The sequence below is a fragment of the Streptomyces smyrnaeus genome, from assembly GCF_017676345.1.
Taxonomy (GTDB): domain Bacteria; phylum Actinomycetota; class Actinomycetes; order Streptomycetales; family Streptomycetaceae; genus Streptomyces; species Streptomyces smyrnaeus.
Window position 1 is genome coordinate 79,983 of sequence record NZ_JAFFZM010000014.1, and the last position, 23,928, is coordinate 103,910.

General features: G+C 71.2%; 20 protein-coding genes and 1 tRNA gene. 8 read left to right on the forward strand and 13 right to left on the reverse strand.

Annotated features, from left to right (window positions below):
* The first annotated feature begins 69 nt into the window (after nt 1-69).
* A complete protein-coding gene (locus JW613_RS35955) occupies nt 70-897 on the forward strand; it encodes a M23 family metallopeptidase (RefSeq protein WP_245226123.1) in 828 nt (275 codons plus the stop codon).
* Nucleotides 898-916: 19 nt separating this feature from the next.
* On the opposite strand, the gene JW613_RS22550 is transcribed toward JW613_RS35955, so the two are convergent.
* Nucleotides 917-1,399 carry a DUF6233 domain-containing protein gene (locus tag JW613_RS22550; protein WP_307865997.1) on the reverse strand — a complete coding sequence of 161 codons (483 nt, stop codon included), beginning with the start codon at nt 1,397-1,399 and terminating at the stop codon, nt 917-919.
* A gap of 136 nt (nt 1,400-1,535) precedes the next feature.
* Here JW613_RS22550 and JW613_RS22555 point away from each other — a divergent pair, with 136 nt between their 5' ends.
* Nucleotides 1,536-1,757, forward strand: a complete 222-nt coding sequence (locus JW613_RS22555) for a hypothetical protein (protein WP_209212700.1) — start codon at nt 1,536-1,538, stop codon at nt 1,755-1,757.
* Between the two features lie 129 nt (nt 1,758-1,886).
* Here the strand turns inward: JW613_RS22555 and JW613_RS22560 are convergent, their stop codons facing one another.
* From JW613_RS22560 to JW613_RS22575, 4 genes are all read right to left on the reverse strand, one after another.
* On the reverse strand, nt 1,887-3,218 hold the full coding sequence (locus JW613_RS22560) for a cation:proton antiporter (RefSeq protein ID WP_209212702.1): 1,332 nt from the start codon (nt 3,216-3,218) through the stop codon (nt 1,887-1,889).
* 84 nt (nt 3,219-3,302) lie between these two features.
* Nucleotides 3,303-3,375, reverse strand: a tRNA-His gene (locus tag JW613_RS22565).
* A gap of 102 nt (nt 3,376-3,477) precedes the next feature.
* Nucleotides 3,478-4,083 carry an oligoribonuclease gene (orn, locus tag JW613_RS22570; RefSeq protein WP_209212704.1) on the reverse strand — a complete coding sequence of 202 codons (606 nt, stop codon included), beginning with the start codon at nt 4,081-4,083 and terminating at the stop codon, nt 3,478-3,480.
* A gap of 28 nt (nt 4,084-4,111) precedes the next feature.
* A complete protein-coding gene (locus JW613_RS22575) occupies nt 4,112-5,530 on the reverse strand; it encodes a helix-turn-helix domain-containing protein (RefSeq protein ID WP_209212706.1) in 1,419 nt (472 codons plus the stop codon).
* Between the two features lie 1,003 nt (nt 5,531-6,533).
* Between JW613_RS22575 and JW613_RS22580 the strand changes: the two genes are divergently transcribed.
* Nucleotides 6,534-7,055, forward strand: coding sequence for a universal stress protein (locus JW613_RS22580; protein WP_209212707.1), 522 nt, complete (start codon nt 6,534-6,536; stop codon nt 7,053-7,055).
* A gap of 406 nt (nt 7,056-7,461) precedes the next feature.
* Here the strand turns inward: JW613_RS22580 and glmS are convergent, their stop codons facing one another.
* Both glmS and JW613_RS22590 read right to left on the reverse strand, forming a co-directional pair.
* Nucleotides 7,462-9,288 (reverse strand): glutamine--fructose-6-phosphate transaminase (isomerizing), encoded by a 1,827-nt coding sequence (gene glmS / locus JW613_RS22585; protein WP_209212709.1) that lies wholly within the window; start codon nt 9,286-9,288, stop codon nt 7,462-7,464.
* Between the two features lie 73 nt (nt 9,289-9,361).
* The gene (locus JW613_RS22590) at nt 9,362-9,640 is read right to left on the reverse strand and encodes a hypothetical protein (RefSeq protein ID WP_099881183.1); all 279 of its coding nucleotides are present in this window, start codon (nt 9,638-9,640) and stop codon (nt 9,362-9,364) included.
* Between the two features lie 247 nt (nt 9,641-9,887).
* Between JW613_RS22590 and JW613_RS22595 the strand changes: the two genes are divergently transcribed.
* Complete coding sequence (locus tag JW613_RS22595; RefSeq protein ID WP_209212711.1) at nt 9,888-11,549, forward strand: beta-N-acetylhexosaminidase; 1,662 nt, start codon at nt 9,888-9,890, stop codon at nt 11,547-11,549.
* A 48-nt stretch (nt 11,550-11,597) separates the two neighbouring features.
* On the opposite strand, the gene JW613_RS22600 is transcribed toward JW613_RS22595, so the two are convergent.
* From JW613_RS22600 to JW613_RS22620, 5 genes are all read right to left on the reverse strand, one after another.
* Nucleotides 11,598-12,545, reverse strand: coding sequence for a DUF4429 domain-containing protein (locus tag JW613_RS22600; RefSeq protein ID WP_209212713.1), 948 nt, complete (start codon nt 12,543-12,545; stop codon nt 11,598-11,600).
* 67 nt (nt 12,546-12,612) lie between these two features.
* Nucleotides 12,613-13,779 (reverse strand): acyl-CoA dehydrogenase family protein, encoded by a 1,167-nt coding sequence (locus JW613_RS22605; RefSeq protein WP_209212715.1) that lies wholly within the window; start codon nt 13,777-13,779, stop codon nt 12,613-12,615.
* A 2-nt stretch (nt 13,780-13,781) separates the two neighbouring features.
* Complete coding sequence (locus JW613_RS22610) at nt 13,782-14,801, reverse strand: hydroxymethylglutaryl-CoA lyase (protein ID WP_209212717.1); 1,020 nt, start codon at nt 14,799-14,801, stop codon at nt 13,782-13,784.
* Nucleotides 14,798-17,032 carry an ATP-binding protein gene (locus JW613_RS22615; RefSeq protein WP_209212718.1) on the reverse strand — a complete coding sequence of 745 codons (2,235 nt, stop codon included), beginning with the start codon at nt 17,030-17,032 and terminating at the stop codon, nt 14,798-14,800. The genes JW613_RS22610 and JW613_RS22615 overlap by 4 nt, the downstream gene beginning before the upstream one ends.
* Before the next feature lie 77 nt (nt 17,033-17,109).
* Complete coding sequence (locus JW613_RS22620; protein ID WP_209212720.1) at nt 17,110-18,786, reverse strand: carboxyl transferase domain-containing protein; 1,677 nt, start codon at nt 18,784-18,786, stop codon at nt 17,110-17,112.
* Nucleotides 18,787-18,991: 205 nt separating this feature from the next.
* Between JW613_RS22620 and JW613_RS22625 the strand changes: the two genes are divergently transcribed.
* The 3 genes from JW613_RS22625 to tesB all read left to right on the forward strand — a co-directional run bounded on the left by JW613_RS22625 (nt 18,992) and on the right by tesB (nt 21,889).
* Complete coding sequence (locus tag JW613_RS22625) at nt 18,992-19,615, forward strand: SACE_7040 family transcriptional regulator (protein ID WP_372447982.1); 624 nt, start codon at nt 18,992-18,994, stop codon at nt 19,613-19,615.
* Nucleotides 19,616-19,764: 149 nt separating this feature from the next.
* Nucleotides 19,765-20,922 carry an acyl-CoA dehydrogenase family protein gene (locus JW613_RS22630; RefSeq protein WP_209212724.1) on the forward strand — a complete coding sequence of 386 codons (1,158 nt, stop codon included), beginning with the start codon at nt 19,765-19,767 and terminating at the stop codon, nt 20,920-20,922.
* 43 nt (nt 20,923-20,965) lie between these two features.
* Nucleotides 20,966-21,889: an acyl-CoA thioesterase II gene (tesB, locus tag JW613_RS22635; RefSeq protein ID WP_209212726.1), complete on the forward strand. Its 924-nt coding sequence runs from the start codon at nt 20,966-20,968 to the stop codon at nt 21,887-21,889.
* On the opposite strand, the gene JW613_RS22640 is transcribed toward tesB, so the two are convergent.
* A complete protein-coding gene (locus JW613_RS22640; protein WP_245226125.1) occupies nt 21,856-22,680 on the reverse strand; it encodes a phosphatase in 825 nt (274 codons plus the stop codon). The genes tesB and JW613_RS22640 overlap by 34 nt on opposite strands.
* Nucleotides 22,681-22,792: 112 nt before the next feature.
* On the opposite strand from JW613_RS22640, the gene speB reads away from it, so the two are divergent.
* Nucleotides 22,793-23,785, forward strand: coding sequence for an agmatinase (gene speB, locus JW613_RS22645; RefSeq protein ID WP_209212727.1), 993 nt, complete (start codon nt 22,793-22,795; stop codon nt 23,783-23,785).
* Nucleotides 23,786-23,928 lie beyond the last annotated feature (143 nt).

The following is a 23,928-nucleotide window of genomic DNA, read 5'->3' on the forward strand; positions in this document are numbered from 1 at the left end:
GGGGATCACCTCACCCCATGGGGCGCGCTCCGGATGCGCCGGGCCCGGCCCGGCCGTTGCATCACAGACATGGCTCGCACCGGGACCGGCACCACGCGGACGGGCGCGGCAGCACGCCGCCGCGCTCCTCGTCCGATCCGCTTCGCCCTGACAACCGCCGCCCTCCTCGCCTTCCCCGCCGTCCTCAGCCCCTTCCCGGTGTCCGCCACACCGCCGCCGGACACCCCCGCCTCCACCCTCACCCCGGGCCCCGCGTCCGGCCCCACCTCCGCCCCTTCGCCGACATCCGCGGCGCCGACCCCCGAGGCGTCCGCGCCGCAGCCCCCCGGGCCGACAGCCGCTCCCTCCCAGTCCTCCGGGCCGCCCACGGCCGCTCCCTCCCAGTCCTCCGGGCCGCCCACGGCCGCTCCCTCCCGGGAGCCCTCGCCCCCGCCCCCGCCCTCGTCCTCCGAGGCGGGGCAGGACGCGGGGGCCGGGGCGGGCGTGCAATGGGTGCGCCCGGTGGTCCATCCGGGCGTGCGGGTCTCGCAGCCGTACGGCGTCAGGGGCAACTGGGCGGCAGGTCACCACACCGGTGTCGATCTGGCTGTCCCCGAGGGCACCCCGGTGCGCTCGGTCGGTCCTGGGACGGTGGTCTTCGCGGGATGGGCCGGTGCCTACGGCAAGGCGGTGACGGTCCGGATGCCCGACGGCAAGTACACCCTCTTCGCCCATCTGTCGGAGATCCATGTGACGACCGGCGCCGTCGTCCGTCCCGGCACCTGGGTCGGCCTCTCCGGCAACACCGGCCGCTCCACCGGCCCGCATCTGCACTTCGAGGTGCGGGCAGGGCGCGGCTACGGCTCGGACATCGATCCGGTCCGCTATCTCGCCGCGCACGGCGTCCGCCTCGTATGACGGTGACCTCGGCCGTCGGTCAGCGGCCGTACCGCCCCAGCGCCCGGTCCGGGCGGCAGATGTCGCACACCCGCGCCTCCTCGGTGCGCGCCAGCAGCTCCACCGCTTCGCGCGCCGTGATGCGCCGGGTGAGCCAGCCGTCCCTGGCCTGCCAGCAGTCCCGGCGGTGCACGCACCACCAGGGCCCTGTGTCGCCGACGCCGCGCCTGCGTACGGCCACCCACTGCCGGCCCGCCACGGCGCCGGCTGTGGGCACCGCCTGGTAGCTCTCGCCGGGAAGCGGGGTGATGTTCTCGGCGGCGACGCTGATCGCGGTCGGTGCGCTCTTGGGCTCGGCGCGCCCGTCGGGGTGCTCGTAGCGGCTCGGCAGGATCGCCTCGCACTCGTACCACCAGTGGCCGTCGGGCGTGCGGGAGCGACCCGTGACGATCACGTCCAGCTCCTGTCCGTCCGGCATCCGGGCCCGCGCCCACGGTCCCGCCCGGTCGTGCCACTCACTCACGTACCGAATATTAGTTCGAATACATGAGTGGGTGCGCCGTCCGGGTTCATTCCGGAGGCCGTTGTCGTGTTGTACCAAAAAGTGACACTTCGCCCGCCATCGTGGTGCCTCGTCCAACCAACCCTTGGAGGTTCACATGCGTATGCGTAAGCTCGCGCGTTCCGTCGCCGTCGGCTTCGCCGTCCTGGGCCTGGCCGGCGCCGGCGCGGGCTCGGCCGCCGCCTGGCCGAAGGGGCACCAGTACAACTGGGTGCACGAGTCGGTGAAGAAGGAGAACAAGGAGATCAAGGTCTCCGACGACGACCACATCATCAACGACTCGGTCTTCATGTTCTTCGGCCCGATGCAGCTGGACTGAGCCCGAGCGCTTCCCTGGCAGACATCGCTCTGCCCGCCCGTCAGCACTGCGTTCCCGTCTCCCGGGAGGGAGGCCGGGAACGCGGTGTTTTCTGCGTCCGCGACCGACCACCGGCCGCCCGCGGGCCGGCTACTCCCCGGCCCGCTGTTCGCCGCTGCTGCCGCCGCCGGTACCGCTGCTGCCGCTGCCGCGGGCGGCCGTGTCCGCCGGCTCCGCGGTCTTCTTCCCCTTCTTCCGCTCGCCCGGACGGAACGGCCAGTGGGGACCGCGCTGGTCGTCGGGGATGCCCGCGAGCTCCTCGACGTCGAAGAGGCGGGCGATGGGCACGTCCGAGCTGCTGTGGGCGACGATCGAGAAGGCGATGGTGACGGCGATGAGCGTGAACGCCTCCTCGCCGCGCGGGATCCCGGCCTGCAGCACCAGCAGCCCGTAGACCACCGAGGCGAAGCCCTTGGGACCGAACCAGGCCGCTGTCAGCTTCTCCCGCTTGTCGAACGACGTGCCGATCAGCGACAGCAGCAGCGAGGCCGGGCGGATCAGGATGATCGCCAGCACGGCGACCACATATCCGCCGAAGGACAGATCGCTGAACAGCTGACCGGTCAGCAGCGCGCCGAAGATCAGCAGCGCGGCGAACTTGGCCAGTTCGGACAACGAGTCCCCCAGCGGCTCGAACGCGTGCTTGGCCTCGGGCGAGACGGCCGCGAGGACGGCACCCGCGCTGAACGCGGCGAGGTAGGCGTTGGCGTGGGTGAGGTGGCACACGGCGTACAGGATCACGCCGATGGCCAGCGGCCCCAGCGGCTGCAGCTTGGGCTCGGCACCCAGCAGCCGGAAGCGGGTCAGCCAGTTGACGATCAGGGGCGCGGCGACACCGAAGGCCACACCGAGCACCAGTTCCAGGGCGATGCTGCCGAACGAGGCGTGTTCGCTGTGCCCGGCCGGGGCCGCGGCCGCAATGAAGATCAGTACGAAGGGCAGCGCCAGGCCGTCGTTGATCCCGCTCTCGACGTTGAGGAGCTGGCGCAACCTGGCCGGTACCTGCTGGCGGCCGACGATGGCCGAGGCGAAGACCGGGTCGGTGGGCGAGAGCACGGCGCCGACCAGGAAGGAGGTCGTCCAGTCGAAGCCGACCAGATAGTGGGTGAGCAGCGCGATACCGAGGAACGCCAGCGGCATACCGAGGCCGAGCGCCCGGGCCGGGCTCTTCCAGCGCTCGCGCAGCTCGGCGAAGCGGACGTGCATGCCGTCCGTGAACAGCACGGCGAAGAGGGCCAGATCGGCGGTGACGCGGACGATGTCGCTGCTGGGCGAGACATGGATGAATCCGAGTCCGCCGTCCCCGACCAGTGCGCCACCGGCCAGGAACAGCAGCGAGGTGGACAGCACCGACCGCGCGGCCAGTCCGGACAGCAGCACAGCGACCAGCAGTGCGACTCCGAAGACGACGACCAAGACCAAGAGAACAACCCCCGCCCAACCCGTGCACACGTCAAAAAGCCCTGTGACCCGCGTTTCCGCCGGCCACAGGGCCTCTGAGAGAAGGGTGATCGACGGGACTTGAACCCGCGACATCCTGGACCACAACCAGGTGCTCTACCAACTGAGCTACGACCACCACGTCCGGCGGGGGAAGAGAAGATCTTCCCTGACCGGCCGCTACGAGTGTACAGGGTCCGGCGCCGTGCTCGCTCCCGGGTTTCCCGCGCCGCCCGGGCGGTCAGTCCGCCGGGGGCAGCACGTGCCGGGCCGCGATCTTCTTCGCCGTCTCCGAGTCGGGCCCGGGCTGGGGTACGAAGACGGCCTCGCGGTAGTAGCGCAGCTCGGCGATGGACTCGCGGATGTCGGCCAGCGCCCGGTGGTTGCCGTTCTTCTCGGGGCTGTTGTAGTAGGCGCGCGGATACCAGCGCCGGGCCAGCTCCTTGACCGAGGAGACATCCACGATGCGGTAGTGCAGATGGCCGTCGAGCGCTGGCATGTCCCGGGCCAGGAAGCCGCGGTCGGTGCTGATGGAGTTGCCGCACAGCGGCGCCTTGCCGGCCTCCGGGACCCACTCCCGTACGTACGCCAGGACGCGGGCCTCGGCGTCGGCCAGCGTCGTACCCGCGTCCAGTTCCTCCAGCAGGCCGGAGGTGGTGTGCATCTCGCGCACCACCTCCGGCATCGCCTCCAGGGCGTGTGCGGGCGGGCGGATCACGATGTCCACGCCGTCGCCGAGTACGTTCAGCTCCGAGTCGGTCACCAGCGCGGCCACCTCGATGAGCGCGTCATCGGACAGCGAGAGGCCGGTCATCTCGCAGTCGATCCACACCATGCGATCGTTCATGCGCTTCACACTACGTGACGCGGCCCGCTCAGCCCGCTCCCCGGCCCCGCTGGCCGGGGACCCGGGGGGCGAAGGCGTCCGACTCCGGTTTGCCCTGTTCAGGGCGGTCGGAGCGGCTCTGCTGGGCGTTCCTGTACTCCCTCAGCTCGTGTCGGGTCTCCTGCCTGGTGCCGTACGCCGGTGGCCCGCTCGCCGCCCCCGGCTCATGGCCGCCTCCCGGGTGTCCCGCGTGGCTGCCCGGGGAGTGCCCGGGGTGCCCGGCCGGCCCCGGATGTCCGGGAGGCCCCGGGTGCCCCGGCTGCGGCTGGTGCGGCAGGCGCAGGGAGTTGTCCGGGCCCTGACCGCCCGGCCCCGGGGAGCCGCCGATGCCGCCCGCCGTCCCCGCCGCACCCGGCTGCTCGTGGCCCTGCTCCCCGTCCGGCCGGCGGGCCCGGTATGCGGCCCGGTAGGCGGCGGGGGAGGCGCCGAGCTGGCGGCGGAAGTGACCGCGCAGCGCGACGGGGGAGCGGAAGCCGCAGCGGCCCGCCACCTCGTCCACCGAGTAGTCCGACGTCTCCAGCAGCCGCTGCGCCTGCAGCACGCGCTGAGTGATCAGCCACTGCAGTGGAGCGCTCCCAGTAAGAGACCGGAAGCGCCGGTCGAAGGTGCGGCGGCTCATGTACGCGCGCGCGGCGAGCGTCTCCACGTCGAACTGCTCGTGGAGGTGTTCCAGCGCCCAGGCGACGACCTCGGCGAGCGGGTCGGCGCCGATCTCCTCTGGTAAGGAGCGGTCCAGGTGGCGGGGGTGGCCGCCGGTCTCCTGGCCGTTGCCGCGGCGGGGCGGGACGACCAGGCGGCGGGCGAGCGCCCCGGCCGCCTCGGCTCCGTGGTCGGTGCGCACGACGTGCAGGCACAGGTCTATGCCCGCGGCCGTGCCCGCGGAGGTGAGGATGTCCCCGTCGTCCACGAACAGTTCGCGCGGATCGACATGGACGGACGGGTAGCGCTTGGCCAGCGTCGGGGCGTACATCCAGTGTGTGGTGGCCGGGCGCCCGTCGAGCAGTCCGGCGGCGGCGAGGACGAAGGCGCCGGTGCACAGCCCCATGACGCGGGCTCCCTCCTCGTGCGCGCGGCGCAGCGCCTCCAGTGCGGCCGGTGGTGGTGGCTGGGTGATGGAGCGCCAGGCCGGTACGACGACGGTCCCGGCGCGGGAGATCGCCTCCAGCCCGAACGGCGCGCTCAACTGGAGCCCGCCTGTGGTGCGCAGCGGCCCGTCCTCGCCCGCGCAGACCAGCAGCCTGTAGCGCGGAACTCCGGCGTCCTGGCGGTCGATTCCGAAGACGGAGAGCGGGATGGAACTCTCGAAGATGGGACCACCGCTGAAGAGCAACACCGCCACGATCTCGCGCCGGCGGCGCGCGGCCAGCTTGCGGGTCTCGACTGGGCCGTTCGTGGAGTCCTGGCTCATTGGAACTAAGCCCCCCTCAATCGTTGTGTTCCTCTCGGTCCATGCACATCTCCCCCGCTCTCCCCCGCAGCGAAAGCCAAGATCGAATCTACTGCGTCGGATGAGGTGGGCGGTGCAAGTTCGGCATCCGGCGCTATGTCGACAAGGCAACTTGGCGTGAAGCATTCGATCACGAAGCGTTTCACTCAACGGCGCTGCAGGGAAGTACGCATGCCCTCTCTGCCCCATCAACGTAGGGTGCACACCCGCGCGACGCTCCTTTCGCCCCTGGTGGCAGAGGGGTTGGCGAAAGAGGTGGTAAGGGTTGTGACGAGGTGGCAAGTTGGCTGAAATTAGCGGGGGAGCAGACGTGCGATGAGGTCATTCCTCGGCCACGCCTCCGAGGCGCTGGAGGCCTGTGTGGCGTGTGAGGCGTACGAGGTGCGCCGGATGCGCGCAGCGCGCAACGATGCGTAACTATTTGTGACTCTGTGCGCGCTTCCGTGTGCCGGTGTGCGCCCCAAGGGATCTTCTCGCGCCAACGCAACCATCGAGGTGGGCCTGCTCCGATGCGCCCCCTGTGCCACCCCGGCCGTCGGGCGGTGAACGGGACGCGCTAGCACTCTGTGTAATTAGGCTGGCACTTAGGGTTATCGTAGGGTTTTCATGCCGAGGGTCAGGGCTGTTCAGCGCTTCTTCGGGCCCCGGTTACCCGGTGCCCCTGTCAAGGAGGCGCGTAAGGGGCGTAACGCGGCATTGCGCTGCGGGCCGCGCTCAGGCATGCTCCGGGGTCAACCGTCTCGGGCGGCTGCCGTTCCCAACCTGGGCAAGAGGGGAGTGCGGCCGTACCCTGTGGGTAAGGGACTTGGGAAGACGATTCCCGGTCTTCGTCGAGCAGGCCGTGCGGTCACCCAGCACCGTCGACCAGCGCAGTCGACCAGCACATTTCGACCGAGCAGATTCGAGAGAACGCAAGCCGTCCGTCGTCCCTCTGCACAGAGGACTCACTTCGCCGAGACAACTCATGGCAGGACACGAGATCCCTGACCCAGCAGACCGCAGGCAGGTCGCCGACTCGACGGCGATCCCGGAAGCGGCGGACGAGACGCGCCACTCCTGCGATCCGGCCTTTCAGCACGGTGTCGTCGTGGGCTTCGACGGCTCGGTCTCCAGTGAGCGTGCGCTGGCGTACGCCATCGGTATGGCCCACCGCTCCGGCTCCGGTCTGATCATCGTCCATGTCGCCAACCGGCTGCCGACCACCGTATGGGCGGGGTGCGAGCCGCCCGTCTTCGTCGACGTCCCCGATCATCGCACCGAGGTGCTCGGGCTCGAACTGGCCTGCGCCGATCATCTGGCGGAGGTGCCCTGGATCCTGGTGGAGCGGGGTGGCGACATCTGCCACGAGCTGGAGGAGGTCGGCAGCGAGTACGCGGCCGACGCCATCGTGGTCGGCTCGACCCACGGGCTGGTGGGGCGGATCTTCGGCTCGGTGGCCGGCCGGCTCGCCCGGCGCGCCCAGCGCCCGGTCATCGTCGTCCCCTGACGCACCGCTCCCGAAGGCCTCTACCTCCCGAACGCCTCTGCGGCGGGCCGCTCCCGGTCTCTGCGCGGGCGGCTCCCGTCTCGTCCCGGAGCAGCGACTCCGGTGCGCGTTCCGGGCCTTCGGCATTCCGCGCCGCTGCCGCAGAAGTGCCGCACATCGACAAATCTACCCAGCCGTAGAGGTGGGTTGTGCGCTTGTGAGGGGCATACAGACAACACACGGGTGGCCGAGACCCGAGGGCGTGCTGCCGGACGGGAGGTGACGGTCCCGCACGGCAGCCCACCCGCCGGCGTAATGGGCGACGCCGGCACAGGGGAGGCGGAATCCCGCGCGGTTGGTGGCCCGCGCGGGATTCCGCCCATTCATGCGTCCCGCCCCGTCATACGGCGCGGCGCTGCGTACCCTCTTACTCGACGGTGACCGACTTGGCCAGGTTGCGGGGCTTGTCGATGTCCCGGCCCAGGGCGAGCGCCGTGTGGTAGGCCAGCAGCTGGAGCGGGATGCCCATCAGGATCGGGTCCAGCTCGTCCTCGTTCTTCGGTACGACGATGGTGTGGTCGGCCTTCTCCTGCTCCTGGTGCGCCACGGCCAGGATGCGGCCGCTGCGCGCCTTGATCTCCTCCATGGCCGCCCGGTTCTTCTCCAGCAGATCGTCCTCCGGCACGATCGCGACCGTCGGCATCGCGGGTTCGATCAGTGCCAGCGGCCCGTGCTTGAGCTCGGAGGCGGGGTAGGCCTCGGCATGGATGTAGGAGACCTCCTTCAGCTTCAAGGACGCCTCCAGCGCCACCGGGTAGCCGCGCACCCGGCCGATGAAGAGCATCGAGCGCGCGTCCGCGTAGTTCTTGGCCAGCTTCTCGATCTCCGGCTCCTGCTTGAGGATCTCGGCGATCTGTCCGGGCAGCCGGCGCAGCCCCTCGATGATGCGCTTGCCGTCCTTGACCGACAGGTCGCGGATGCGGCCCAGGTGCAGGGCGAGCAGCCCGAAGGCGACCACCGTGTTGGTGAAGCACTTGGTGGACACGACGCAGACCTCGGGTCCGGCGTGCACATAGACCCCGCCGTCGGCCTCCCGGGCGATGGCCGAACCGACGACGTTGATGACGCCCAGCACCCGGGCGCCCTTGCGCTTGAGCTCCTGGACGGCGGCGAGCGCGTCATAGGTCTCACCGGACTGCGAGACGGCGATGTAGAGCGTGTCCGGGTCCACGACCGCGTTGCGGTAGCGGAACTCGCTGGCGGGCTCCGCGTCGGCCGGGATGCGGGCCAGCTCCTCGATCATCTGGGCGCCGATGAGGCCCGCGTGGTACGAGGTGCCGCAGCCGAGGATCTTCACCCGGCGTACGGCACGCGCCTCGCGCGGGTCGAGATTGAGGCCGCCGAGGTGGACGGTGGCGAACCGGTCGTCGATCCGTCCGGCCAGCACCCGGTCCACCGCGTCCGCCTGCTCGGCGATCTCCTTGTGCATATAGGTGTCGTGGCCGCCCAGGTCGTAGGACTCGGCGGCGTACTCCACCGTCTCCGGCGAGGAGGAGGTGCGGGAGCCCTCGGTGGTGTAGGTGCGGTAGTCGCCGGCCTTGATGGTGGCCATCTCGCCGTCGTCCAGGGTGACCACCTGGCGGGTGTGGGAGACCAGCGCGGCGACGTCCGAGGCGACGAACATCTCGTTCTCGCCGATGCCCAACACGACGGGCGAGCCGTTGCGGGCCACCACGATGCGGTCGGGGAAGTCGGCGTGCAGCACGGCGATGCCGTAGGTGCCCTCGACGTGCCGCAGCGCCTCCTGGACGCGGGCCTCCAGGCGCTCGGCCTGGGCGCCGGCGATGAGGTGGGTCAGGACCTCGGTGTCGGTGTCGGAGACGAAGGTGATGCCGTCCGCGGTGAGCTTGGCGCGCAGCTCGGCGGCGTTGTCGATGATGCCGTTGTGGACGACGGCGACCTTCTCGGCCGCGTCGAGGTGCGGGTGCGCGTTGACGTCGTTGGGTACCCCGTGGGTGGCCCAGCGGGTGTGGGCGATACCGGCGGTACCGGCGAAGCGCTTGGGGATCCGCTCCTCCAGATCGCGGACCCGGCCCTTGGTCTTGGCAATCTTCAGCCCGCCCGGCTTGCCGCCGGTGCCGGCCTGGATGGCGATGCCCGCCGAGTCGTAGCCGCGGTACTCCAGCCGCTGGAGGCCCTCCAGCAGGAGCGGGGCGGTGTCACGCTTACCGATATATCCCACGATTCCGCACATACTGCTGATGCCCTGCCTCTCCGTCGTGCCGTGCTGATTGCGCTGTGAATGATCTGGTGCCGCCGCCGCGTGATCAGCCGTACACGATGCGGCGGAGCTGTCTGAGGGACAGCTGAGGCGGTGCCACAGCCCGGTGCGGCAGCTCGGCCTCGATACGTTCGAAAATCTCCGGGTTCGACAGGCCCTTGGCCTGGAGCTCGCGGTGCCGACGGCGGACGAACTCGGGTGCCGTCTCGTCGAAGTACGACAGGACGTCCAGCACCACCCGGGCCGCCTCACCGCGCTGCAGCGGTGTGGTGCGGACCAGATGGTCGATGAGGTCCTCATGGACCGGCGTCGGGCTGTCGAGCACCCGTCGATACTGCGGTCTCAGCGCCTCGATCGCAAGAAATCTGCCCGATAGCGGGCACCGTGTGGCGAAAACGGTGGAGAAGGAGCGGGAAAAGGCGCCTCCCGACGCCTTCCCGGTCCCGCCCGTGGCGGTCATTATGACGAAGTGTCCTGAACACGGCTTTCGTTGAGAGTGCGCCACCCCAGTGAACAACCCCGATGAACAACCGTTCGAAAGGGATCCGGTGCGGATCCCGGAGGGATCGCTGATGGGACGACGACTGGGACCGCTGCTGGTCCTTTGCGCCTCGCTTCTCGCCACCACCACGCTGCCCGCCACACCGGCGACCGCCGACCCGGAGGCGAGCGACGCGGCCACCGCACACTCCGACCGCCGAGCCCGACCGCTCGACCAGGTGATACCCGCACCCGCCTCGGTGCGGGAGAAAGGCAGGCCGTACACGATCACCCCGCGGACCGTGATCCGGGTCCACGAGGAACGGGCCCCCGACCACGGGCGCGGCCGGCAGCGCGGACCCGGCGCCGCCAAGGACGTACGACAGGTGGCCGAGCACCTCGCCGAGCTGCTGCGCCCCGCCACCGGCTACCGGCTGCCCATCACCACCCGCCCGGGGCGGGACGGTATCCAGCTGCGCCTCGGCGGCCACCGCGGGCTGGGCGCCGAGGGCTACCGGCTCGACGTGCGCGAGCGGGCCGTCCGGCTCGGCGCACGGGAGCCGGCCGGCCTCTTCCACGGGATACAGACCCTCCGCCAACTGCTGCCCGCCGCCGTCGAGGCCCGCGACCGGCAGCCCGGACCCTGGCGGATCGCGGGCGGCACCATCACCGACACGCCGCGCTACGCCTACCGGGGCGCCATGCTGGACGTCTCCCGGCACTTCTTCCCCGTGCCGGCGGTCAAGCGCTACATCGACCAGCTCGCCCTCTACAAGATCAACACCCTGCATCTGCACCTCTCCGACGACCAGGGCTGGCGCATCGCCATCGACTCCTGGCCCCGGCTGGCCACCTACGGCGGCGGCACCGAGGTCGGCGGCGGCCCCGGCGGCCACTACACCAAGGCCGACTACCGGGAGATCGTGCGCTACGCCGCGGCGCGGCACCTGACCGTCGTCCCCGAGATCGACATGCCCGGCCACACCAACGCGGCACTGGCCTCCTACGCCGAACTCAACTGCGACGGCATCGCACCGCCCCGCTACACCGGCACCGAGGTCGGCTTCAGCTCCCTGTGCGTACCGCTGGAGCGGACCTACGACTTCGTCGACGACGTGATCCGCGAACTGGCGGCCCTCACCCCCGGCCCCTACATCCACATCGGCGGGGACGAGGCACACTCCACCAGCCACGAGGACTACGTCACCTTCATGCGGCGCGTACAGCCCGTCGTCGCCAAGTACGGCAAGAAGGCGATCGGCTGGCACCAGATCACCGCAGCGCCGGCCCGTGGCACCGTCGCCCAGTACTGGGGCTACGACCGGACCGGCCCCCAGGAGCGCGCCCAGGTGGCCGAGGCGGCGCAGCGCGGCACCAAGCTGGTGCTCTCCCCGGCCGACCGCGCCTACCTGGACATGAAATACGACAAGGACACCCCGCTGGGCCTCAGCTGGGCCGGCTATGTGTCCACCCGGCGCGCCTACGACTGGGACCCGGCCGACTATCTGAGCGGAGTGCCCGAGCGCGCCGTACTCGGGGTGGAGGCGCCGCTGTGGTCGGAGACCATCGCCACCAGCGCCCAACTGGAATACCTGGCCTTCCCCCGGCTGCCCGGCGTGGCCGAACTGGGCTGGTCGCCCGCCGCCACCCATGACTGGGACGGCTACCGGGAGCGGCTGGCCCAACAGGGGCCGCGCTGGGAGCTGATGGGGGTGAACCACTACCGCTCCCCGCAGGTGCCCTGGCCCCGCTGACCTCCCCCCCCCAAGTGGTCGAGTACGGCCAGCAGCGGTCGGGTACCGCTAGAAGCGGTCGAGTATGGCCTTCTTGGCGAGGGCGAACTCATCGTCCGTGAGCACGCCCGTGCTGTGCAGCTCACCCAGCTCGCGCAGTCGGCGCAGCAGGCCGTCGTGGTCCGCCTCGCCGGCCACCGGGATCCCGGGCGTGTCCGACCGCTCGCCGTCCCTCCCGGCGGTCGGCGAGCGGGACGGGGTGCCCGACTCCGGTGGGTCGGCCGCCGCGTCCACCACATGCCCGGCCGACGGATGCGGCAGCCGGGCGACCACAGCGGCGGCCAGCAGCACCGCGCCGCCCGTCTCCTTCGTCTGCCGCACGCCCCACAGCAGCAGACAGTTGGGATCGTGCTGCGGCTTGAGGGTGGGGTGGGTGCCCTTGGGACGGAAGCGGAGACTGCCGTTCTCCCAGCCGAGCGCCGGCGTCCACTCCACGCCCTCCAGCTCCTTGAGCAGCAGTCGACGCGGCCCGGCCGACGACTTGCTCTGCTCGGCCATCCAGTTCCACTCCAGTTGGATGTGCTCCCCGTCGAACGCCGCGGTGCCGTCCGTACCGGCGGCGGTCAGCGGCACCGGCGGCCCCGGCAGCAGATAGCGGTCGCACGAGGTGTCGGGCACCTCCTCCAGCAGCAGGGCGTTGCGCACCTCCTCGACGAAGTACTCGGCCACACCGGTGCGGTCCTTGTCCACCGCCAGCTGATACGGGTCCGCGGCGTCCGGCAGCCGCCCGCTGGCCACCTGGGAGAGCGGGTCGGCGCCGTCGCGCAGCCGCAGACGGAGTCTGCCGCCCTTGCGCCCGCCGGGCTCGTAGGCGATGCCCGCCACCGCGCGCAATGGCACGGCGACCTCTCCCAGGGCCTTGCGCAGCTGATGCACCTGACGCTCGGTGCCGGGCACGATCCTGACGGTCTCCCCGTCGAAGGTCCACGCCCCGGCCCGCTGGAGGATTTCCGCCATACCCCGATTATTTAGGCTCGGGGTGCCCGGGTCACCCCCGGTCCGGCTGCCGCCGTGAGCGGTGCCCTCACTGGCCGACCCCCAACTCGCGGCTCACCAGCATGCGCTGCACCTCGCTGGTGCCCTCGCCGATCTCCAGGATCTTCGCGTCCCGCCACATACGTGCCACCGGATACTCGTTCATGAAGCCGTAGCCACCGTGGATCTGGGTGGCCTCGCGGGCGTTGGTGACGGCGATCTCCGAGGAGTACAGCTTGGCCAGCGCCGCCTCCTTCTTGAACGGCTCGCCCGCCATCAGCCGTGCGGCCGCGTCGCGCCAGGCCACCCGGGAGGTGTGGGCGCGCATCTCCATGTCCGCGATCTTGAACTGGATCGCCTGGTTGGCACCGATGGGCTTTCCGAAGGCCGTACGGGTGTTGGCGTAGCGCACCGACTCGTCCACACAGCCCTGGGCGAGCCCGGTGGCGAGCGCGGAGATCGCGATGCGGCCCTCGTCGAGGATCCGCAGGAACTGGGCGTAGCCGCGGCCCGGCTCGCCGAGCAGGTTGGCGTGCGGAACGCGGACGTCGGTGAAGGACAGCTCATGGGTGTCCGAGGCGTTCCAGCCGACCTTGGAGTACGCCGGTGCGACGGTGAACCCGGGGGTGCCGGACGGCACGATGATCGTGGAGATACGTGGTGCGCCGTCGTCCTTGCGGCCGGTGACGGCTGTCACGGTGACCAGCCCCGTTATCTGCGTACCGGAGTTGGTGATGAAGGACTTGGTGCCGTTGATCACCCAGTCGTCGGTCTTCTCGTCCAGGACGGCGGTGGTGCGGGTGCCGCCCGCGTCCGATCCGCACTCCGGCTCGGTCAGTCCGAAGGCGCCCAGGATCTCGCCCGCGCACAGCCGCGGCAGCCACTCGCGCTTCTGCTCCTCGGTGCCGAACAGGTACAGCGGCATCGCACCCAGCGACACCCCCGCCTCCAACGTGATGGCGACCGAGGAGTCGACCCGGGCCAGTTCCTCCAGGGCGAGACAGAGGGCGAGGTAGTCACCGCCCATGCCGCCGTACTCCTCGGGGAAGGGCAGGCCGAACAGGCCCATGGAGCCCATCTGCCGGACGATGTCGTACGGGAACTCGTGCTGCTCGTAGAACTCGCCGATCTTGGGTGCGACCACATCGTGGGCGAACTCCTCGACGGTGCGGCGCAGTTCCTCATGCTCGGGGCTCAGTCGGTGGTCGAGTGCCATGGTCACTGCTCCTGGGAAGAGGTGGGGGAGGCCGTGCCGGCGAGGGCGCGGACCGTACGGGACGGGCTGGGCCGGCCCAGCCGCTCGGCCATCCAGTGGCTGGTGGCGCTGAGCGCGGCCAGATCGACGCCGGTCTCGATGCCGAGCCCGTTCAGCATCCAGACGAGGTCTTCGGTGGCGAGGTTTCCGGTGGCGCTCTTCGCGTACGGGCAGCCGCCCAGCCCTCCGGCCGAGGCGTCCACCGTGGCCACACCGTTCTGGAGCGCCGCCAGGGTGTTGGAGAGGGCCTGGCCATAGGTGTCGTGGAAGTGCACGGCGAGCGTGGGACCGGCGGCCGACGGGCCGGCGGCGGGCAGTCCGGCCGTACGGAGGGCCGCGAGCAGCGCGTGGACATGGCCGGGGGTGGCGACGCCGATGGTGTCGCCCAGGCTCAGCTCGTCACAACCCATCCCGGCCAGCGCCCGGCACACCCGTACCACCTGGTCGACGGGGACCGGGCCCTCCCACGGGTCGCCGAAGCACATCGACAGATAGCCGCGCACCCGAAGGCCCTCCCGTTTGGCGCGGGCCACCACGGGCTCGAACATCTCCAGCGCGCCGTCCACCGTGCGGTTCAGATTGGCGTGCGCGAACGACTCGGTGGCGCTGGCGAACACCGCCACCTCCCGCGCCCCCAGCGCCAACGCCCGCTCCAGCCCGCGGGCGTTGGGAACCAGCACCGGCAGCCGCACCCCCGACAGACCGTCGAGCCGTGGATACAGCTCCTCCGCGTCGGCGAGCTGCGGGACCCATTTGGGGTGGACGAAGCTGGTGGCCTCCACGGTGGTCAGCCCCGCCGCCGCGAGCCGCCCGATGAACTCCGCCTTCACCTCGACCGGGACGATCGCCGACTCGTTCTGCAAGCCGTCCCGCGGTCCCACCTCATGGATCCGCACCCGGGCGGGCAGGCCCTCCACCGGGAAGACCATGGGCAACTGAGCCGGTGATCCTCCAGAGACCGTGCAGTTGGCCGCGTCCGTCATCCCGCCACCTCCGATCCGGCTTCCGATCCGGCCTGCATGTCGGCCTGTGTGCCGACCTGTGTGTCGGTGTTTGCCGCTCCGCCGTCCTCGAACGGGTCCACCACCGCGAGCACCTGGTCCATCGCCACGGTGCTGCCGGCCGTCACCTCCAGCTCGGCCACCCGGCCGGCGTGCGGGGCCGTGATGACGTGCTCCATCTTCATGGCCTCCACCACCAGCAGGCTCTGGCCCGCGGCGACCTCGTCGCCGACGGCCGCCTTGACCACGGTGACGGTGCCGGGCATGGGCGCGGTGAGCGCGTCGGCGCCGTGCGCGGCGCCGGCCCGGCGCAGGGCGTCCGCCACCGGGTCGTGACCGCGCACCTGCCAGGCCTCGCCGTCCCTGCCCAGCCAGACCCCCGGGGTGTCGCCTTCCATGTGCAGGGCGCGGGTGAAGGTGCAACTCATGCCGTCCCAGTCGAGCCGGACCGCCGCACCGTCCGCTGTCGCACCCGGTGCCAGCCGTGCCCGCACGGGGGTGGCGCCGTCGACACCGACCTCCATCTCACCCGGCGGCGGCCCCTCGGGGCGCCTGCCGTCCGGGGCGGCCGGGCGGACCCGCACCGCCACCGGATCGCGGCCCGGCACCCGCAGATGGTGCACCGTCCAGGCCCGCTGCCCACCGAGCCGCCATCCGGACGGCACCGAGAACGGGCTGACCCAGCCGGCGGACCCGGCGCCGGTGCCGGAGGCGGTGTCCGGTCCGGCCCCCGATGGGGCAGCGGCCTCCTGCGCCGCTCCGGTCTGCGGGGTGAGCGCCGCCTGCCGCAGCAGCGCCGCCGCGCCGTACACCTGAGCGGGCACGCTGTCGGGCAGCAGCCCGGCCGCCGCGCGTTCCACCAGGCCGGTGTCCAGTTGGCCGGAGGCCACCTCGGGGTGGGCGAGGAGGGCGCGCAGGAACGCCGTGTTGGTGTCCACCCCCAGCACCGTCGTCCGCGCCAGTGCCGCCCGCAGTCCGCGCAGCGCCGCGGGCCGGTCGGGGCCCCATGCGACGACCTTGGCGAGCATCGGGTCGTAGGTCGTGCCCACCTCGGTGCCCTCCGACAGCCCGGAGTCGGTGCGCACGCCTTCGCCCTGCGGCTCCCGTAGCAGCAGCACCCGCCCGGCCGAGGGCAGGAAGTCCACATGGCCGTCCTCGGCACCCGGTGTGACGCGGGCGGTCTCCGCGCAGATCCGGGCCTCCACCGCGTGCCCGTCGAGGGCGATGTCCTCCTGGGCGAAGGGCAGCGGTTCCCCGGCGGCCACCCGAAGCTGCCACTCCACCAGATCCAGCCCGGTGATCAGCTCGGTGACCGGGTGCTCCACCTGGAGCCGGGTGTTCATCTCCATGAAGTAGTACGACCCCGAGCCGTCGCCCGGCACGATGAACTCGACCGTGCCCGCGCCCCGGTAGCCGCACGAGCGTGCCGCGTTCACCGCCGCCCGGCCCATCGCCTGACGTGTGGGAGCGTCCAGCAGTGGGCTGGGGGCCTCCTCGATGATCTTCTGGTGGCGGCGCTGGAGGGAGCACTCACGCTCTCCCAGGTGGATGACGTTGCCGTGTCCGTCCGCCAGCACCTGGATCTCGATGTGCCGCGGCCGGTCGATCCACCGCTCCACCAGCAGCCCGTCGTCACCGAACGCGCCCTGGGCCTCGCGGCGCGCCGCGGCGATCTCGTCGGGCAGCACCGCCTCGTCGCGCACCAGGCGCATCCCCTTGCCGCCGCCGCCCGCGGACGGTTTGAGGAGCACCGGAAGACCGGTCTCCCGTGCCGCGACGACCAGCTCGGCGTCGGTCAGTCCGCTGCCCGAGGAGCCCGGCACCACCGGGACGGCCGCCTCGCGCACCGTCTCCTTGGCGCGGATCTTGTCGCCCATCAGCTCGATGGCATCCGTGGGCGGACCGATGAAGACAAGGCCCGCTTCTTCGCAGCGCCGCGCGAACTGTGCGTTCTCCGCGAGGAATCCGTACCCCGGGTGGACGGCCTGGGCGCCGCTGCGGTGCGCCGCCTCCAACAGCCGGTCCGCGCTCAGATAGCTGTGGACCGCCGCCGCAGGGCCGATCCGCACGGCTGTGTCGGCCTCCCGAACATGGCGTGCTTCGGCGTCCGCGTCGCTGTGCACCGCGACGGAACGGATTCCGAGCCGGCGCAGCGTACGGATCACCCGTACCGCGATCTCGCCCCGGTTGGCCACCAGCACCGTGTCGAACATCGGTCCTCTCCTCGCCCTTGCGGCCCCGTCGCTCCCGGCCCCGTCGCCGGCGTTCGGCTGCGTCATGTCCGGCCCCCTCACATCCGGAAGACGCCGAAGCGGGGCGCCTCCGGATCGCGGTGCGGCAGCGGGGCGTTGGCGCACGCGGTCAGCGCCAGCCCCAGCACCTGGCGGGTCTCCAGGGGGTCGATGACGCCGTCGTCCCACAGCCGGGCGGTGGCGTAGTAGGCGTTGCCCTGGGTCTCGTACTGTGCGCGGACAGGGGCGCGGAACTCCTCTTCCTCCTCGGCGCTCCACTCCTCGCCGCGCGCCTCCAACTGGTCGCGCTTGACGGTGGAGAGCACCGAGGCGGCCTGTTCGCCGCCCATGACGGAGATCTTGGCGTTCGGCCACATCCACAGGAAGCGCGGGCTGTAGGCCCGGCCGCACATCGAGTAGTTGCCGGCCCCGTAGGAGCCCCCGATCACCACCGTCAGCTTGGGGACCCGGGCGCAGGCCACGGCGGTGACCATCTTGGCGCCGTGCTTGGCGATGCCGCCCGCCTCGTAGTCCTTGCCGACCATGAAGCCGGAGATGTTCTGCAGGAAGAGCAGCGGGATGCCGCGCTGGTCGCACAGCTCGATGAAGTGGGCGCCCTTTTGGGCCGACTCGGAGAAGAGGATGCCGTTGTTGGCCACCACGCCGACCGGGTGGCCGTGGACATGGGCGAAGCCGGTGACCAGCGTGGTGCCGTACTCCGCCTTGAACTCCTGGAAGCGGGAGCCGTCCACCAGCCGGGCGATGACCTCGCGCACCTCGTAGGGCGTGCGGGAGTCGACGGGCACCGCGTCGTAGAGTCCGGCCGGGTCCAGGGCCGGTTCCTCCGCCGGCCGCACGGCCCAGGGCAGGGCGGAGGCGGCGGGCGGTGCGGGCAGGGTGGCGACGATATGGCGGACGATGCGCAGCGCGTGCGCGTCGTCCTCGGCCAGGTGGTCGGTGACGCCCGAGATCCGGGCGTGCGTCTCACCGCCGCCGAGCTCCTCGGCGGTGACGACCTCACCGGTCGCCGCCTTCACCAGCGGCGGGCCGCCCAGGAAGATGGTGCCCTGCTCACGCACGATCACCGCCTCGTCGCTCATCGCCGGGACGTAGGCCCCGCCTGCCGTGCAGGAGCCGAGGACGGCGGCGATCTGCGGGACGCCGGAGGCCGACATCCGGGCCTGGTTGTAGAAGATGCGGCCGAAGTGCTCGCGGTCGGGGAAGACCTCGTCCTGCATCGGCAGGAAAGCGCCGCCCGAGTCGACCAGATACAGGCACGGCAGCCGGTTCTCCAGCGCGACCTCCTGGGCGCGCAGATGCTTCTTGATCGTCATGGGGTAGTAGGTGCCGCCCTTGACCGTGGCGTCGTTGGCGACGATCACCACCTCGCGGCCGGCGACCCGGCCGATGCCCGCGATCACTCCGGCGGCCGGTGCCGCGTCGCCGTACATCCCGTCCGCCGCCAGCGGGGAGAGCTCCAGGAAGGGGGAGCCGGGATCCAGCAGGGCGTCCACCCGCTCGCGGGGCAGCAGCTTGCCGCGCGCCGTGTGCCGCTCGCGGGCGCGGGCTCCGCCGCCCAGCCGGGCGCGGGCCAGCTTCTCGCGGAGCTGCCCGGCCAGCTCGCGGTGGGCCCTGCGGTTCTCCGCGGCGGCCTCGGATCCCGGGTCCAGGGCGCTCACCAGGCGTGGCGCCGCGGGTCCGTGCCCGCTCACGTCCCGCACTGCTCGCTCGTTCATCCGCCGGCCCCCTCGCTCGCACGACACCACCACTTTCACCGCGCCACGCCACCGCACGTCCGGCGCTGCGCACCGCGAGCCAAACCCGGCGGTCGCCCGGGACGGTCGCCGCGTCGGCGGTCGCCGACCCCGTCATCGGTTAGCCATCGTTAACTCGCTGCTTCCAGGTTAACGCTCACTAACGCGGCTGTCTAGAATGGTCAGCATGAGCACGAAGACGGCAGGCACGGCCGCACCCGGCCGACGGGAGCAGATCCTGCGGGAGGCCGCACGGCTCTTCGCCGAGCGCGGTTTCCACGGGGTGGGTGTCGACGAGATAGGAGCCGCCGTCGGTATCAGCGGCCCCGGCCTCTACCGCCACTTCGCGGGCAAGGACGCGATGCTGGCCGAGTTGCTGGTCGGGATCAGCCAGCGGCTCTACGAAGGGGGGCGGCGCAGAGCCGAGGAGTCGGCGGAGGCCGGCCTGGCGCCGGAGGCGGCGCTGGACGCGCTGATCGAAGGGCATATCGACTTCGCGCTGAACGACCGCGAGTTGATCACGCTGCACGACCGCGAGCTGGACCGGTTGCGGGAGGCCGACCGCAAGCAGGTCCGCAAGCTGCAGCGGCAGTATGTCGAGCTGTGGGTCGCCGCGGTCCGTGCGATGTATCCGGATCTGACCGAGCTGGAGGCCCGGGTCTCGGTGCACACCGTCTTCGGGCTGCTGAACTCGACCCCGCATCTGAGCGGTCCCTCGGCGCTGCCCGACCGGGAGACGACGGCCGCGCTGCTGCACCGCCTGGCGCGCGGCGCCTTCTCGGCGGCGGCACCCCGGGAGCGCGCCGAGTGACGAAGGGGCGTACGGGCGTGCGGGTGTGCGGTCCAGTGCCCACGGGCTGCCCTGGACAGTTGACGTGACTGCTCGGTAGCTTTGACTCCCATGGACTGAGCAAGCGCTTAGCCATGGTCGAGACTGCCACCCCGACGAGGAGGCGTGCTGTGCGCCGCACGGTGTTCAACGAGGACCACGAAGCGTTCCGCCAGACGATCCGCGAGTTCATCGCGGCGGAGGTCGTGCCCCATTACCCGCAGTGGGCGGAGCAGGGCTACGTACCCAAGGAGTTCTACAAGAAGCTCGGCGAACTGGGCGTCTTCGGTATCGAGGTCCCCGAGGAGTACGGCGGCGCCGGGGAGACCAGCTTCAAGTACAACGCCGTGATCACCGAGGAGTGCGCCCGCGCGGGCGTCAGCTTCGGCGGCTCCAGCGTGCACACCGCGCTGTGCCTCCCCTACCTGCTCAAGTACGCCGACGAGGAGCAGAAGAAGCGCTGGCTGCCCGCCTTCGTCTCCGGCGAGATGATGACCGCCATCGCCATGACCGAGCCGGGCACCGGCTCCGACCTGGCCGGGATGAAGACCACCGCCAAGCTCTCCGAGGACGGCACCCACTACATCCTCAACGGCGCCAAGACCTTCATCACCGGCGGCGTCCAGGCCGACCGGGTGCTGGTCTGCGCCCGTACCGCCCCTCCGACCCCCGAGGACCGGCGCGGCGGCATCTCCATCCTCGTCGTGGACGCCAACAGCGAGGGCTACGCGGTCGGCCGCAAGCTCGACAAGCTCGGGCTGCGCACCTCCGACACCGCCGAGCTGTCCTTCACCGACGTCAAGGTGCCCGTCGAGGACCTGCTGGGCGAGGAGGGCAAGGCGTTCTCCTACCTCACCCACAACCTGCCGCAGGAGCGGCTGGGCATCGCCCTGGGCGCCTACGCGATGTCGGCGGCGGCCGTGCGCTTCGCCCATCAGTACGTGAAGGAGCGCACGGTCTTCGGCAAGGAGGTCGCCTCCTTCCAGAACACCAAGTTCGTGCTCGCCGACTGCAAGTCCGACGTGGACGCGATGCAGGCCGTGGTGGACCGCGCGCTGGAGGCGCTGGACGCCGGCGAGCTGACGCCCGCGGACGCCGCGTCGGCCAAGCTGTTCACCACCGAGCTCGCCGCCCGGGTCATCGACAAGTGCCTGCAGCTGCACGGCGGTTACGGCTACATGCTGGAGTACCCGATCGCCAATCTGTACGCCGACACCCGTGTCTCGCGCATCTACGGCGGTACCAGCGAGGTCATGCGCTCCATCATCGCGAAGTCCATGGGTCTGTGAGCGGCACGACCGCCGCGCAGCCCCCCTCGGCAGAATCATCTACATGAGCCAAGAACTGACGTCCCTGCTCGAACTGCTCGACCTGGAGCGGGTCGAGCAGGACATCTTCCGCGGCAGCAGCCGCCCCGCCGTCGTCCCCCGCGTCTTCGGCGGCCAGGTCGCGGCCCAGGCACTGGTCGCCGCCTGCCGCACCGTCCCGGCCGGACGGCTGCCGCACTCCCTGCACGCGTACTTCCTGCGCTCGGGCGACCCGGGGGCGCACATCGTCTACACGGTGGACCGGATACGCGACGGGCGCTCCTTCACCACCCGCCGGGTGGTGGCCGTGCAGCACGGGCAGCCGATCTTCCATCTGTCCGCCTCCTTCCAGGCGCACGAGGAGGGGATGGAGCACCAGGAGCCGATGCCCCAGGCACCCGACCCGGAGACGCTGCCGACCGCGGAGGAGATCGTTCCGCGCTACCGGGAGCTGTTCACCGACCCGCAGGTGCCCGAGCGGCTGCTGCGGGCGCGGGCCGCGGTGGATCTGCGCTACGTCGAGGAGCCGCCGTTCGGCAGGGTGGGCAGGCCGAGCGAGCCGCGCTCGCAGGTGTGGTTCCGCACCAACGGGAAGCTGGACGGCGAGCTGGACGACCCGATGCTGCACATCTGTCTGGCGACGTATGTCTCGGACATGACGCTGCTGGACTCCGTGCTGCTCGCGCACGGCAGGGGCGGCTGGGCGGTCGGCGACGTGGTGGGGGCCAGCCTGGATCACGCCATGTGGTTCCACCGTCCGTTCCGTGCGGACGAATGGCTGCTCTACGACCAGGAGTCACCCACGGCGCAGGGCGGCAGGGGGCTCGCCAAGGGGCGGATCTTCACCCGGGACGGACGGCTGGTCGTCTCCGTCATCCAGGAGGGCGTAGTCCGGGTTCCGCGCGGGGAGGTCGATCAGCCGGCCAGTCCGGCGGCGGCCAGCAGATAGGCCGTCATCGGCTCGTAGAAGCGGGGGTCGACCACATGGTCGTCCAGGGGCACGGTGACCTCCAGCGTGCCCTCCGCCTCGCCCAGGAAGAGCGCGGGGTCGTTGCAGTCGGCGAAACCGACGGTGGTCAGTCCGTGCTGCGCGGCGCGGCCCGCCCAGCCGTGGTCGGCCACCACCAGGTCGGGCAGCGGCTCCCCGGCCTGCTCCAGCCCGTGCAGCACGCCCGCCATGGGCTCGGGGGAGTGCGTGTGCCACAGGGAGGCGCCCCGCTCGTAGACGGCGACCCCCTGGAACTGCACGATGACGCCTTCGTCCGCGAAGACGTTCAGCGGGGTGCGCACGATGTCGCACCCCGCCGCGCGCAGCGCGGTGGCCAGGGTGCCGTGCATGTCCAGCAGTGCCCCCGGGTGGCCGGTGGCGAACAGCACCCGGCTGCGTCCTTCGGCCGCCTTGCGCAGCTCGGCGGCGGCGCGGTCGAGCGCGGCCAAGGTCAGCTCCGGGTCGATGGTGTCCTGGCCGGTGCGGTAGTCCGGGTCGTCGTTGACCCCGCAGCGCTCGGCCATCACCGCGAGCACGTCCTGCTCGTCCGCCCAGCGCTCGCCCAGCTCCAGGCCGAGCCAGTAGTGGCGGTCGCCGTTGGCGAGCTTGCGGTAGTGGGACAGGTTGTTCTCCCGCGGCGTGGCGACGTCCCCCGCGATCCGGGTGCGCACCAGGTGGCCGGCGAGTTCGTCACGGGAGGGCGCTTCCGGGAGCGGCAGGGGCAGTGACACGGGCAAGAGAGGCTGTGACATGTAGCCATTGTGGCTCGTACGGACACTCGATGGACGGAGTGTCCAAAAGGCGGCGTACGCTCCTGCGGACCGTCCAACGGCGGACGGCATCGTTCCGCCTACGCTCGACGGTATGACCAGCAGCGAAATACATCCCTCCGACAGCGTTCCGACGCCCCGCGGCCCCGTCGACTCCTCCCGGGTGCCCCGCTACGCGGGCCCCGCGACCTTCGCGCGGCTGCCGCGGATCGACGAGACGGGCGGCCGCGCGGACGTCGCCGTGGTGGGTGTCCCGTTCGACACCGGCGTCTCCTACCGTCCCGGTGCCCGCTTCGGCGGCAACGCCATCCGTGAGGCCTCGCGGTTGCTGCGGCCCTACAACCCGGCACAGGACGCCGCTCCCTTCGCACTGGCCCAGGTCGCCGACGCCGGGGACATCGCCGTCAACCCGTTCGACATCGACGAGGCGGTCGAGACGGTCCAGGAGGCGGCCGGGTCCCTGCTGGAGACCGGGTCCCGGCTGATGACGCTCGGTGGTGACCACACCATCGCACTGCCGCTGCTGCGCGCGATGGCCCGCAAGCACGGCCCCGTCGCACTGCTGCACTTCGACGCGCACCTGGACACCTGGGACACCTACTTCGGTGCCGCCTACACGCACGGCACCCCCTTCCGGCGCGCGGTCGAGGAGGGGCTGCTGGACACCTCGGCGCTCTCCCACGTGGGCACCAGGGGGCCGCTGTACGGGAAGCGAGACCTGGACGACGACGCCAAGATGGGTTTCGGCATCGTCACCGCCGCCGATGTGATGCGGCGGGGGGTGGACGAGGTGACCGACCAGTTGCGGCAGCGCATCGGGTCCCGCCCGCTGTATGTGTCGGTGGACATCGATGTGCTCGACCCCGCGCACGCCCCCGGGACCGGCACTCCCGAGGCGGGTGGACTCACCTCGCGGGAGCTGCTGGAGATTCTGCGCGGTCTGTCCGACTGCCATCTGGTCTCCGCCGATCTGGTGGAGGTCGCGCCCGCTTACGACCACGCGGAGATCACTTCTGTTGCCGCCTCGCATACGGCATACGAGCTGACGACGCTGATGACCCGGCAGATCGCGGCGGCCCGGGGCTGAGCGGGCGCCCGGATGAGTGGGTTCCGGCCGTGTTGGGGACCGGGTCCTTCCGCTCCTCGTCCGGGCCCGGGCGGTCCGCCGTGCACCTCGGTGCCGCCACCCGTGTACGGCATGACGAACGGTGCAGGTCGGGGTGGGCTTGA

Excerpts from the sequence above, each read along its gene's own strand:
- JW613_RS22605 (WP_209212715.1), bottom strand. The coding sequence starts at position 13,779 with ATGGCACTCGACCACCGACTGAGCCCCGAGCATGAGGAACTGCGCCGC.
- JW613_RS22555 (WP_209212700.1), top strand. The coding sequence starts at position 1,536 with ATGCGTATGCGTAAGCTCGCGCGTTCCGTCGCCGTCGGCTTCGCCGTC.
- JW613_RS22610 (WP_209212717.1), bottom strand. The coding sequence starts at position 14,801 with ATGACGGACGCGGCCAACTGCACGGTCTCTGGAGGATCACCGGCTCAG.
- JW613_RS22580 (WP_209212707.1), top strand. The coding sequence starts at position 6,534 with ATGGCAGGACACGAGATCCCTGACCCAGCAGACCGCAGGCAGGTCGCC.
- orn (WP_209212704.1), bottom strand. The coding sequence starts at position 4,083 with ATGAACGATCGCATGGTGTGGATCGACTGCGAGATGACCGGCCTCTCG.
- speB (WP_209212727.1), top strand. The coding sequence starts at position 22,793 with ATGACCAGCAGCGAAATACATCCCTCCGACAGCGTTCCGACGCCCCGC.
- JW613_RS22640 (WP_245226125.1), bottom strand. The coding sequence starts at position 22,680 with ATGTCACAGCCTCTCTTGCCCGTGTCACTGCCCCTGCCGCTCCCGGAA.
- JW613_RS22620 (WP_209212720.1), bottom strand. The coding sequence starts at position 18,786 with ATGAACGAGCGAGCAGTGCGGGACGTGAGCGGGCACGGACCCGCGGCG.
- JW613_RS22595 (WP_209212711.1), top strand. The coding sequence starts at position 9,888 with ATGGGACGACGACTGGGACCGCTGCTGGTCCTTTGCGCCTCGCTTCTC.
- JW613_RS22615 (WP_209212718.1), bottom strand. The coding sequence starts at position 17,032 with ATGTTCGACACGGTGCTGGTGGCCAACCGGGGCGAGATCGCGGTACGG.
- glmS (WP_209212709.1), bottom strand. The coding sequence starts at position 9,288 with ATGTGCGGAATCGTGGGATATATCGGTAAGCGTGACACCGCCCCGCTC.
- JW613_RS35955 (WP_245226123.1), top strand. The coding sequence starts at position 70 with ATGGCTCGCACCGGGACCGGCACCACGCGGACGGGCGCGGCAGCACGC.
- JW613_RS22600 (WP_209212713.1), bottom strand. The coding sequence starts at position 12,545 with ATGGCGGAAATCCTCCAGCGGGCCGGGGCGTGGACCTTCGACGGGGAG.
- tesB (WP_209212726.1), top strand. The coding sequence starts at position 20,966 with ATGAGCCAAGAACTGACGTCCCTGCTCGAACTGCTCGACCTGGAGCGG.
- JW613_RS22575 (WP_209212706.1), bottom strand. The coding sequence starts at position 5,530 with ATGAGCCAGGACTCCACGAACGGCCCAGTCGAGACCCGCAAGCTGGCC.
- JW613_RS22625 (WP_372447982.1), top strand. The coding sequence starts at position 18,992 with ATGAGCACGAAGACGGCAGGCACGGCCGCACCCGGCCGACGGGAGCAG.